Source organism: Magnetospira sp. QH-2, assembly GCF_000968135.1.
Lineage (GTDB): Bacteria > Pseudomonadota > Alphaproteobacteria > Rhodospirillales > Magnetospiraceae > Magnetospira.
The window spans coordinates 988,050-999,245 of sequence record NZ_FO538765.1 but is presented as its reverse complement, the minus strand read 5'-3'; the positions used below and the strand labels follow the sequence as shown (position 1 = coordinate 999,245).

The 11,196-nt window shown below is 60.4% G+C and carries 9 protein-coding genes and 1 pseudogene; 9 read left to right on the top strand and 1 reads right to left on the bottom strand.

The features are described 5' to 3' along the window. Positions 1 to 98 precede the first annotated feature (98 nt). The 8 genes and pseudogenes from MGMAQ_RS04775 to rodA all read left to right on the top strand — a co-directional run bounded on the left by MGMAQ_RS04775 (position 99) and on the right by rodA (position 10,071). Positions 99 to 947, top strand: a complete 849-nt coding sequence (locus MGMAQ_RS04775) for a 4'-phosphopantetheinyl transferase superfamily protein (protein ID WP_158498780.1) — start codon at positions 99 to 101, stop codon at positions 945 to 947. After that, entirely contained in the window at positions 944 to 2,524 is a 1,581-nt protein-coding gene (locus MGMAQ_RS04770; protein WP_046020643.1) for an FAD-binding oxidoreductase, read from the top strand. The genes MGMAQ_RS04775 and MGMAQ_RS04770 overlap by 4 nt, the downstream gene beginning before the upstream one ends. Before the next feature lie 317 nt (positions 2,525 to 2,841). Next, positions 2,842 to 3,870: pseudogene (locus MGMAQ_RS04765) on the top strand (IS110 family transposase). A 636-nt stretch (positions 3,871 to 4,506) separates the two neighbouring features. After that, positions 4,507 to 5,547, top strand: coding sequence for a rod shape-determining protein (locus tag MGMAQ_RS04760; RefSeq protein ID WP_046020642.1), 1,041 nt, complete (start codon positions 4,507 to 4,509; stop codon positions 5,545 to 5,547). A gap of 92 nt (positions 5,548 to 5,639) precedes the next feature. Continuing rightward, a complete protein-coding gene (gene mreC, locus MGMAQ_RS04755) occupies positions 5,640 to 6,518 on the top strand; it encodes a rod shape-determining protein MreC (RefSeq protein ID WP_046020641.1) in 879 nt (292 codons plus the stop codon). Continuing rightward, positions 6,515 to 7,030, top strand: a complete 516-nt coding sequence (locus tag MGMAQ_RS04750; protein ID WP_046020640.1) for a hypothetical protein — start codon at positions 6,515 to 6,517, stop codon at positions 7,028 to 7,030. Before mreC ends, MGMAQ_RS04750 begins: the two co-directional genes overlap by 4 nt. Positions 7,031 to 7,042: 12 nt before the next feature. Further along, on the top strand, positions 7,043 to 8,926 hold the full coding sequence (gene mrdA / locus MGMAQ_RS04745) for a penicillin-binding protein 2 (RefSeq protein WP_046020639.1): 1,884 nt from the start codon (positions 7,043 to 7,045) through the stop codon (positions 8,924 to 8,926). Further along, the gene (rodA, locus tag MGMAQ_RS04740; RefSeq protein ID WP_046020638.1) at positions 8,923 to 10,071 is read left to right on the top strand and encodes a rod shape-determining protein RodA; all 1,149 of its coding nucleotides are present in this window, start codon (positions 8,923 to 8,925) and stop codon (positions 10,069 to 10,071) included. Before mrdA ends, rodA begins: the two co-directional genes overlap by 4 nt. Positions 10,072 to 10,223: 152 nt before the next feature. Here rodA and MGMAQ_RS04735 read toward each other — a convergent pair whose 3' ends face one another. Then, on the bottom strand, positions 10,224 to 10,496 hold the full coding sequence (locus tag MGMAQ_RS04735; protein ID WP_046020637.1) for a BolA family transcriptional regulator: 273 nt from the start codon (positions 10,494 to 10,496) through the stop codon (positions 10,224 to 10,226). Positions 10,497 to 10,627: 131 nt separating this feature from the next. Here MGMAQ_RS04735 and MGMAQ_RS04730 point away from each other — a divergent pair, with 131 nt between their 5' ends. Further along, entirely contained in the window at positions 10,628 to 11,194 is a 567-nt protein-coding gene (locus MGMAQ_RS04730) for a J domain-containing protein (RefSeq protein ID WP_046020636.1), read from the top strand. Positions 11,195 to 11,196 lie beyond the last annotated feature (2 nt).

Below are 11,196 nucleotides of genomic sequence, written 5' to 3'. Positions count from 1 at the left end.
CTTGATTCAGACCAGTCGAGCGTGGAAGATGACCGATGCTAGGCGAGAGCTTCTTCACTGGCAAGAAGTTCGTGGGGCATCTTCCAAGGAGGGCAGGCGTGTCGAGGGAGCATAAGGCGATTGTGCAGACCCAACACCGCCGGACTCATCCGGTAGGAGTGTCTTTTACCGATCATTGTGCGCCGTTGCCCGAATCGGTCGGCCCGTTGGACGGGGAGGTCCATGTCTGGTCCTGGTCTCTCGATGCTCTAACCGTCTCGCCCATGGATGACGCCGACCTTTCACCCGAAGAACGCGATCATGCTGCGCGCCTGCACCGTGCGGGGGACCGCCGCCGCTATCAATCGGCCCATGGTTTCCTGCGCCGGGTGTTGGCGGCCTATTGTGGCCGACCGGCAAGGGACTTGGCCTTCAGCCTCGGGCCCCATGGCAAACCAAGGTTGGCCGGAACCGCCGCCGCCGGCGGTCTCCATTTCAACCTCACGCACGGAGCTTCGGAAGTCATGGTCGCGGTGGCCCGGCACCGGGAACCGGGAGTAGACGTGGAAGCCGTTGCCGGAATACCGGATGATTTCGAGAAACTGGCTCAGGCTTGGTTCACCGAAGGCGAGGCCCGTGACCTGCAAGCACTTTCCAAGGACCGGCGCCGCCAGGCCTTTGCCGCCGCCTGGACCCGCAAGGAAGCCGTGGTCAAGGCGCTGGGGGTCGGACTATCCCTGGAACCCGACCGGGTGGAAGTGACCATTGACCCGGATCAGCCAATACGACTATTGAGCCTGGACGGCGACCGTCATCAAGCCGACAATTGGAATATCTATCATCTCGAACCGAGTCCGGGGCATGTGGGTGCCTTGGCCGTTTCGGGCCCGCCGCCGCGCATTGTCGCGCGACGCTGGATCCCACCCATGGCGTCGGGGGACGCGCTCAGAGGAGGATACCACCCATGACAACTGATGCTTTTTTCAAGGACGTGGCCCAGCATCTGGCTGCCGAGGACGTTATTTCCGATGCTTCCGTGGTCGAGGGCTATACGCAAAACACCAGCGGCTTGGTGCGAGACGTGCCCGGTGTCGTCAAGCCCAAGAGCACGGAGCAGGTGCAAAAGGTGGTGGCTGCCGCCAATGCGCACAAAGTCCCGCTGTATTCCTATAGTCGGGGCCGCAACTGGGGCATGGGCTCCAAGTTGCCGGTGAAAAGCGGTTGTGTGCTGGTGGATCTGTCGGGCATGGACAAGATCCACGAGGTTGACGACAGGTTCGGCTATGCGGTGATCGAACCGGGCGTGACCCAACGCCAGCTCTCGGAGCACCTGAAGGCGATGAACTCCAAATTCTTCCTGGATGTCACCGGCTCCGGGGCCGAGACCAGCATCCTCGGCAACATGATGGAACGCGGCGTCGCTTACAACACCTTGCGTATCGAGCTTTTGCAGCAGATGCAGGTGGTGTTGGGGAATGGGGAGATCCTGGAAACCGGGTTCGGCCACTTTGCCGGGACCAAGGTACAGAATATCTGTAAGTTCGGCATCGGCCCCGGACTGGAAAGCCTGTTTGTTCAGTCCAATATGGGCATCGTCACCCGCATCACCTTTAAGCTGGTCCCGATCCCCGCCTTCCAGGCGACGTTCGTGGTCAGTCTGAAGCGGAAGGAAGACCTGGGCGACCTGGCCGACGCCATGCGCGAACTGACCCAACAGGGCATGATGGAAAGCGTCGTGCATGTGGGCAACGCCCGGCGGAGCCAGGTGACGGTCACACCGATTATCTACAATTACATGAAAGAGCAGGGCATGAATCCGACCCGCGAAGATGCGGAGAGGATCGTCAACAGTCAGCTTTCCGGTGATTGGAGTGCCCTGGGCTGCGTCATGGGGTCGCGGGGCCACGTCATCCATTGCGTGCGCAAGATCCGCAGCAAATTGAAACGGTTCGGCAAATTCCAGGTGATGACCCCGGGAATCCGCGAATTCGCCAAATCGGCCCTGAACTTTTTGCCTCTGAAGAACCCGCGCATCTTCCTCAATGCCATGGATCCCCTACTCAAGCTGCCGCACGGCGAGCCGAGCAATGCCGCCCTGCACAGTACCTATTGGACCACGGCTGATTCGTCCCCTGATCCGACCAATCCCGACAAAGGACCGGGCGGCATCATGTTCTGTTGCCCCATTGTGCCCATGCAAAAAGACATGGTGAATCATGCCATGCAGAAGACCGATGAGATTGGCAAGGAACTCGGCTTCGACATTGCCGTGACCCTGAACAACATGCATGGCATGACCATGGAAGGGGTGGTGAGCATCGATTACGACAAGCGCGATCCGGAACAGGCCAAACGGGCCGTCGCCTGCATGCGCGCCCTCAATCAGGCCTATATGGACATGGGGGCGACGCCCTACCGCATGGACATCGAGAACATGGACCTGATTGTCGATAAGGACGATACCTTCTGGCAGACCGCGCGGGCCATCAAGGCGGCGCTCGACCCCAACGGTATTCTCTCGCCGGGCCGGTTCAGCCTGGATTGATCCGCACCCCTTTCGACCGACTCAGGATGAGGATGGAGCACCAACCCTCATGCTGAGCCTGTCGAAGCAAGTGTCGCCACAAGCTCGAAATCAGACTTTTTCAGATGGCGGTAATCGAGCAGTCAGGGATTGCCTAGATCACGTCGTGTTTGATCGGATTCGATCAAACATGAAAAACGTGATCGATTCCAATAAGGTCGCGCGTGTCTAGCGGTCCGATTGGACCCGACACGCGCTAGACAGTCAGCTGGTCTCCACACTCGGTCTTGATCAAGTATCCGGGTCAATTCCTGGACATGGAACAGAGGAGACCAGCTATGGAGTATTTTGTTGGAATGGACGTATCGATGGCAAGCATTTCGATCTGTGAGATTGATGCAAAGGGAACCGTCATTCGCGAAGGCAAGGTGTCAAGCACACCCGAGGCGGTCGCCACTTGGCTCGAGGAAAGCGGGCGTGTTTTTGCGCGAATTGGGTTGGAAGCTGGCCCTCTGGCGCCTTGGCTGTACGCAGGACTGTCCAGTCGGGGCCTCCCTGTGATTTGTATCGAGACCCGGCAAATGAAGGCCTTTGCCAGCGCCAGCCCAGTCAAGACGGACCGTCGCGACGCCCGCTTGATCAGCCAGGCGATGCGGACCGGTTTGTACCGCGCGACCCACGTCAAGACCGCGCGCAGTCAGGAGCTCCGGATGGTGCTGACCCATCGGGAGACCCTGGTTCATCAGGTCCGTCAGTTGTCCAATACGGTACGAGGAACATTGAAAGCTTTCGGCCTCAAGGTCGGTATGGCGCGCGGACGCCTTTTCGCGGCGCGGGTTCGGGAATTGACGGCTGATAACCCGCACCTCAGCGCAGCCGCCGAGCCGCTCTTCTGTGCGCGCCAAGCCTTGCTCGAACAACTCGACAAGCTCGACCGGCAGGTTTCATGCGTGCGCGCGATGATAGCGTTTGCCGGCGCCTGATGACCGTTCCCGGCGTCGGCCCGGTTACCGCCCTCGCTTTCAGGACAGGACTCGACGTGCCGGAACGGTTTCAAAAGTCGGTCATGGTCGGCGCCCACTTCGGGCTTGTCCCACGCAGATACGCCTCGGGAGAGCAGGACCGAAGCGGCCCCATCAGCAAGTGCGGAGATGCCATGGTTCGTTGGCTTTTGTTCGAGGCCGCCAATGCACTTCTCACTCGAACCCGCCGTTGGTCCTGGCTCAAACACTGGGGGCTCGCGGTCGCCAAAGGCGCGGGATGAAACGCGCCAAGGTAGCCGTTGCCCGCGTCTCGCCGTAATCATGCATCGCATGTGGATCGACGGCACGGACTTCCAGTACCGCAAGGAGGAGACCGCCATCTAAACACAACGAAAACCGAGATCCCTGAAGGGCGGCCAGGACGCGTGGCGACGCGCGGGGCTCGGATGACAGCGCGCAGGCTGCAGTGGCGTAAGACCACGCTTTTCAGATTGCTGCACCCGATCCCCCTTGATCCCCATCATGCGGCGACGACGTCGACCGCGGACAGAAGCAAAGGGCGCCACATACCCCAGGTTCAAACCGACGGCTTGGAAATCAGCTTGACTCAAATGACTCGATTACAGAAGCAGCCTGTTAAAGCTGCCTCTTGATGTTCAGGCGCTTGCCCCGCTAGGCGATCAACTCGGAACTTGACGAAACAGACCGTGATTTGACAACGGTTCATTATTTACTTCCCTGATCGTAGCGCTCCGGCCTCCCCCCCACACCGGAGAATCAGACAGGCAACGCGCAATCCGCGTTCCGCCTCCCCGCACGGCCGGACGGATACCGGTGACCTTGAACCGCCGAAAGGCCGCCTTCGGCCAAAATGCCCGCCCCCGGAACCTACCCCCTAGCGGAACGCATAACGAGCCTCTATGATACGCGCGCCGTACCGGAATTGACTTCCGGGCGGCGCGTCGTTATTGGGGTCCACCCACAAGTCATTCCATTGGGTAACGGGGACGCGAGGTCTTAATGTTCGCCAAGATTTTTGGTTTTCTTTCCGCCGACATGGCGATTGATCTGGGTACCGCCAATACCCTCGTATATGTCAAGGGGCGCGGCATCGTGCTCAATGAGCCCTCCGTGGTCGCCATCGCCGAGGTCAAGGGCCGCAAACAGGTGCTGGCCGTCGGCGAGGAAGCCAAGCTGATGCTGGGCCGAACCCCCGGCAATATCCAGGCCATCCGCCCGTTGCGCGACGGGGTCATCGCCGATTTCGAAATCGCCCATGAGATGATCAAGCACTTCATCCGCAAGGTGCACAACCGGCGCAGTTTCGCCAGTCCGCAGATGGTGGTCTGTGTGCCGTCCGGCTCGACCGCCGTCGAGCGCCGCGCCATTCAGGAATCCGCCGAAAGCGCCGGGGCCCGCCGGGTCTACCTGATCGAGGAACCCATGGCCGCGGCCATCGGCGCCGGGCTGCCGGTGACCGAGCCCACCGGCTCCATGGTCGTCGATATCGGCGGCGGCACCACCGAGGTGGCGGTACTGTCCCTGGGCGGCATTGTCTATGCCCGCTCGGTGCGCGTCGGCGGCGACAAGATGGACGAGGCAATCATCGCCTATATCCGCCGCAATCATAACCTGCTGATCGGCGAAGGGTCCGCCGAACGGATCAAGGAAGAGATCGGCTCGGCCTGTCCGCCCGAAGACGGCGAAGGCGCGACTTTGGAAATCAAGGGCCGCGATCTGATGAACGGTGTCCCCAAGGAATTGGTCATCAGCGAACGGCAGATCTCCGAAAGCCTCGCCGAACCGGTGGGTGCCATTATCGAGGCGGTGAAGTCGGCGCTGGAGCATACCGCGCCGGAACTGGCCGCCGATATCGTCGACAAGGGCATTGTTCTGACCGGCGGCGGCGCTCTGTTGGGCAATATGGACTACGTGCTACGCCATGCCACCGGCCTGCCGGTGTCGCTGGCCGACGATCCGCTATCCTGCGTTGCCCTGGGCACCGGTCGGGCCCTTGAGGAAATGAAAACCTTGAAGAACGTGCTCACCACCATGTATTAAAAGGATTGTTAACCGTCTTCGGGCAAGGTCCTATGTGGTGAACTGTTTCACCAGACAAGAAAGACGGTGACGATACAAGGCGGTTCGTTTACATGGTAGGTCAGAGACCGGGTTCGGTCCCTCGTATTATTGCCATTCGGCAGATGATTCAGCGCTTCACATATGTGTCGCTGATCCTGGCCGCCTTTACCCTTTTGATGCTCTCCAAGGCCGATACCGTGCTGGTGGATCGCTTCCGCGCCCAGGTGGTCGATGCCTTTGCGCCGATCCTCGATTTGGTCACACGCCCGGTGGACGCGATGGATCGGGTCATTGCGGAAGTTCAGGAACTGGGCCATCTTCGCGAAGAGAATGCCCGCCTGCGCGAAGAAAACATCCGCCTGCTTCAGTGGCAATCCGCGGCCCGCAACCTGGAAAGCGAAAATGTCAGCCTGCGGGAGCTTTCCGCTTATGTGCCGCCGACCAACGCGACTTTCGTAACCGGTCGGGTCATTGGCGACCAGGGCGGTGCCTTTGCCCATAGCCTGATCCTCAACGCCGGACAGCGGGACGGCGTAAAAAAGGGCCAGGCAGCGCTGACCGGCGATGGGCTGGTTGGTCGCGTGGCCAGCGTCGGACATCGATCCGCCCGCATTCTGCTGATTACCGATCTCAACTCCCGTATTCCGGTGCTGGTGGAATCCACCCGCACCCGGGCCATTCTGGCTGGCGACAACCAGGACCGCCCGCGTCTGATGTACCTCCCCAACGGCGCGACCGTTTCACCCGGCGACCGCATCATCACCTCGGGTCACGCGGGCGCCCTGCCTCCCGGTGTGCCGGTGGGCATCGTTTCGTCGGTCACCGACGGCCTGGTCCAAGTACAGCCCTTTGTCGATCGGCATCGCTTGGAATACCTCCGCGTGGTGGATCTGGGCCTGACCGGCATCCTGCCCGCGACCTTGCCGCAACAGGAAGCGGACGCACCATGAAGCCATCCTTCTGGCAGCGCATGGATCAATTGGCCCGCAACCTTACGCCCTTCGGGTTGACCCTGATTTTGGTGCTGGCGGGTGTTGTTCCCCTGCAAATCGAGGGCATGGCGCGCATCACGCCGCTATTGGCCTTGGCCTCGGTGTATCATTGGGCGGTCTATCGCCCGGACCTGTTGCCGCCGGGGGCGGTCTTCGCCCTGGCTTTGGTGCAGGATATTCTTGGCGGCCTGCCTTTGGGCATGAGCTGCCTCGTCTACTTGACGGTACAAGGTATCGTGGTCTGGCAGAACCGGTTTCTGGCCGGAAAATCCTTTCTTATTGTCTGGATGGGCTTTTCGCTGATTCTCGGGGCCGCGGCCCTCCAGCTTTGGGCTTTGATGTCGGCTTTCCACGGCGCGGTGCTGGACCTGCACGCGTTGACGTACCAATATATGGTCACCATCGGCTTTTTCCCCCTGCTGTCTTGGAGCCTGATCCGTTGGCAGCAGACCGTGTTGCGACAGGAATAGGCGGCGCACGGCATGCATGGAGACAACGACCGCGTCAAGATTTTCTCCCGCCGGGCTGCGGTTCTGGGCGGCGGACAAGCGTTGCTGCTCTCGACCCTGGTCGGTCGCATGTACTATCTGCAGGTCATGGAAGCCGAGCGCTATGCCACGTTGGCCGAGGAAAACCGTATCAGCATGCGGCTACTGCCCCCGCCGCGCGGCCATATTGTCGATCATTTGGGGCGGCGATTGGCCGAGAACCGCGAAAACTATCGCGTTCTGGTGGTCGCGGAACAAACCGCCGACCTGAATGCCACCTTGGACGCCCTGAGCGCCATCATTCCCATTTCCGACCATGAACGCCAACGGGTCATGCGCGATGTGCGCCGCAAACGCAGTTTCGTGCCGGTGACGGTCAAGGAGAACCTGACTTGGCAGGACATGGCCCGCATCGAGGTCAATACCCCCGACCTGCCCGGCGCCTTAATCGACGTGGGGCAGACCCGGCATTATCCCCACGGCAAGGAACTGGCCCATCTTCTGGGCTATGTGGCGGCGGTTTCGGAAGCCGAACAGACCGGCGATCCGCTGCTACAGCTTCCCGGCTTCCGGATCGGCAAGGCGGGACTGGAAAAAGTCTATGATCTGGCCCTGCGCGGCAGTGGCGGCACCAGCCAAGTCGAGGTCAATGCCTTTGGGCGGGTGATCAAGGAAATCGCCCGCAATGAGGGCCAGCCAGGTACCGAAGTCGCCTTGACCATCGATCTGGATCTTCAAAAGGTCGTAGCGGAACGGCTGGGCGAGGAAAGTGCCGCGGCGGTGGTGTTGGATATCCATACCGGCGCCGTCATGGCCATGGTCTCATCCCCTGCCTACGACCCCAACGACTTCAACAAGGGGCTCTCTTCGCGTCAGTGGAAGAAACTCGTCTCCAATCCCCGCGCCCCTCTGACCAACAAGGCCGTCGCCGGACAGTATGCCCCCGGATCCACCTTTAAAATGGTGGTCGCCTTGGCCGCCTTGGAGCGGGGTGTGATCACGCCGGAAACCGAGATTTTCTGCAACGGCCACACCACTCTTGGCAATGCCCGCTTCCATTGTTGGAAGCGCGGTGGCCATGGTGCCATGAATCTGCACGATGCCATTCAGCATTCCTGCGATGTCTATTTCTATGATATCGCCCGCAAAACCGGCGTCGACCGCATCGCGGCGATGGCCCAGCGCTTGGGCCTGGGTACCCGCCTCGACATTGACCTGCCCGGCGAACGTACCGGCCTGATTCCGACCCGCGACTGGAAACGGGCGACGATCGGCCAGCCTTGGCAGGGAGGCGAGACCCTGATCACCGGTATCGGACAGGGCTATGTTCTGACCACTCCCCTTCAGTTGGCGGTGATGACAGCCCGTCTGGCCAACGGCGGCAAGGAAATCACGCCGTATCTGACCGCCGAACAGGTTTCTTCCGACGGCACCGAGCCGCGCAAGGCCGCCGAAACAAAATCCCTCGGTCTGGTGCCCAGCCATTTGAAAATGGTCCTTGAAGCCATGTCGTCGGTCGTAAACGGCCCCCGCGGCACCGCCCGCGGCTCGAAGATCACGGAAGAAGGCATGGAAATGGCCGGCAAGACGGGCACCGCTCAGGTCCGCCGGATCACCAAGGCGGAACGGGAAACCCGGGTATTGAAAAACGACGAACTGCCGTGGAAAGAGCGGGATCACGCGCTGTTCGTGGGCTTTGCCCCTGTCCATGCGCCGCGCTACGCGGTCAGTGTGTTGGTCGAACATGGCGGCGGTGGCTCGAAAGTCGCCGCACCGATCGCCCGCGATATCCTGATCGAGACCCAGCGGCGGGACCCGGCTCGTTCGCACCCGACCTCCACTCCGTCTGCCTCGGTCGATCAGGAAGAGCCCGCATGAGCCGTGAAATCGCCCAGAACGCCCGCATGACCGTCGGCGAAAAACTGCTGCACATGAATTGGATGCTGGTGTTTCTGCTCTCTGTCGCGGCAGCGGTGGGGATTGGCATGCTGTATTCGGCCGCCAATGGCGACTGGCACCCCTGGGCCTCGCGCCAGGCCGTTCGCTTTGCCATGGGCTTGGGCTTGATGATTTTTGTTGCTCTGGTGGATATTCGATCCTGGCTCCGCTACGCCTACGCCTTCTATTTCATTGCGCTGGTCATGCTTGTCGCCGTGGAGTTCATGGGCTTCATCGGCATGGGCGCCCAGCGCTGGATTGATTTGGGATTCATCACCCTGCAGCCTTCGGAAGTCATGAAGATCGCTCTGGTGCTGGCCCTGGGCCGGTATTTCCATAGCATCAGCCTGGAAGATATCGGACGTCTTTCCATCCTTCTGCCGCCATTGTTCATGGTGGCGCTGCCCGCCGTGCTGGTGCTGCGTCAACCGGATCTGGGGACCACCTTGATGCTTGCCGCCACCGCCGTCGTGGTGTTTTACATGGCAGGGGTACGGACCTGGATTTTTGTGGTCACCGGGCTTGCCGCCCTGGGGAGTTTGCCGGTGGCCTGGCAGTTGATGCATGACTATCAGCAAAGCCGGGTGCTGACCTTCCTGGACCCGGGTCGCGATCCGCTGGGCGCCGGGTATCACATCACTCAATCGAAGATCGCGCTGGGCGCCGGAGGGCTGACGGGCAAAGGCTTCATGCAGGGCACCCAGAGCCACCTGAGTTTCCTGCCGGAAAAACAGACCGATTTTATCTTCACCATGCTGGCCGAAGAATTCGGCATGCTGGGCGGACTGACATTGTTGGGGCTTTATGTGCTGATCCTGGCCTTCGGGTTTGCCATCGCCTTGCGCTCACGCAATCAGTTCGGGCGGTTGGTGGCCATCGGCATCACCTCGACCTTCTTCCTTTATGTGTTCATCAACATTGCCATGGTCATGGGACTGATCCCCGTGGTCGGCGTGCCGCTACCGCTGATTTCCTACGGCGGCACGGCCATGCTGACCTTGATGCTCGGGTTCGGGCTGGTGATGAGCGTCTATATCCATCGAGACGCGGTGATCGGACCACGTGGGTCGGCCTCGGAGTTCTAACAGGCTGCTGAAAAAGTCCGATTTCGAGCCTGTGGCGACACATGCTTCGACAAGCTCAGCATGAGGTCCTTCGAATTTTCAACATGTTAGCCTCACCCTGAGCTTGTCGAAGGGCGAGGCGGGCCGTCGGACAACACTTTTTCAGCAGCCTGTTAAACAACCTCATCTGGAGTCTGGGTCGAGAGCTGCAGGGCATGCACCGGCCCGGCCATTTCCTCGGCCAACACCCCATAGACCATGCGCTGACGCTCGACCCGGCTTTTTCCTTCAAAGGCTGCCGATACCACCCGCACATTGAAATGGCTTTCGCCCTTGGGGTTGGCCCCGGCGTGACCGGCATGGCGATGGGAATCGTCGATCACTTCCAAAGCGACGGGCGCCAAGGCTTCAGTCAGCTTGTTTTTCATGGTTTCGGCGACGGGCATGGGCAATTTCCTTGCGATGAGAGAAGACCGTGCGCGGACACGATCAGTGGATCACAGGTAGGGCGCGCAAAGAGCCGCGTCAAGAGGCCGTTCACCTTGCCTGCGAAGCCGGGAAACCCCATTATGCACATATGGCTGGACGACGCAGAAAATCCGATGGTCGGTTCTATGAACCGGGCGATCCCGATGTACCCCTTTGTGAATGGCCCGACTGCAAAGGCGAAGGTCTTTATCGGGCCCCGAAGTCGCGCGACAACATACATGACTATCGCTGGTTCTGCCTCGATCATGTGCGGGAATACAACGCGTCTTGGAACTACTACGCGGGCATGAATGAGAATCAAGTGGAAGCGGATCTGCGTCGCGATACCATCTGGGATCGGCCGACTTGGCGTTGGGGGGCGGGACCCAAGGTCAAATCAAATCCGACCATCGAAAACATCGAAGACCCGTTTGGCTTTTTCCGCGACGACGAACCGGAAGAAGAAATCAAGCGACCCATGCGCGGCTCCCCGGAGGCGGCGGCCCTGGAGGAACTGAATTTGACACCGCCGCTGACCCTGGAAGTCCTCCGCGCCCGCTATAAGGAATTGGTCAAGCGCCACCATCCGGACGCGAACCAAGGCAACAAAGATTCAGAGGAACGATTTAAACGGATCAATGCTGCCTATCAGACTCTGATGGGCAGCATCACTTGATC

Coding starts and splice junctions, on each gene's coding strand:
- MGMAQ_RS04750 (WP_046020640.1), top strand. CDS start 6,515: ATGAAGCCATCCTTCTGGCAGCGCATGGATCAATTGGCCCGCAACCTT.
- MGMAQ_RS04760 (WP_046020642.1), top strand. CDS start 4,507: ATGTTCGCCAAGATTTTTGGTTTTCTTTCCGCCGACATGGCGATTGAT.
- MGMAQ_RS04730 (WP_046020636.1), top strand. CDS start 10,628: ATGGCTGGACGACGCAGAAAATCCGATGGTCGGTTCTATGAACCGGGC.
- mreC (WP_046020641.1), top strand. CDS start 5,640: ATGGTAGGTCAGAGACCGGGTTCGGTCCCTCGTATTATTGCCATTCGG.
- mrdA (WP_046020639.1), top strand. CDS start 7,043: ATGCATGGAGACAACGACCGCGTCAAGATTTTCTCCCGCCGGGCTGCG.
- MGMAQ_RS04735 (WP_046020637.1), bottom strand. CDS start 10,496: ATGCCCGTCGCCGAAACCATGAAAAACAAGCTGACTGAAGCCTTGGCG.
- MGMAQ_RS04770 (WP_046020643.1), top strand. CDS start 944: ATGACAACTGATGCTTTTTTCAAGGACGTGGCCCAGCATCTGGCTGCC.
- rodA (WP_046020638.1), top strand. CDS start 8,923: ATGAGCCGTGAAATCGCCCAGAACGCCCGCATGACCGTCGGCGAAAAA.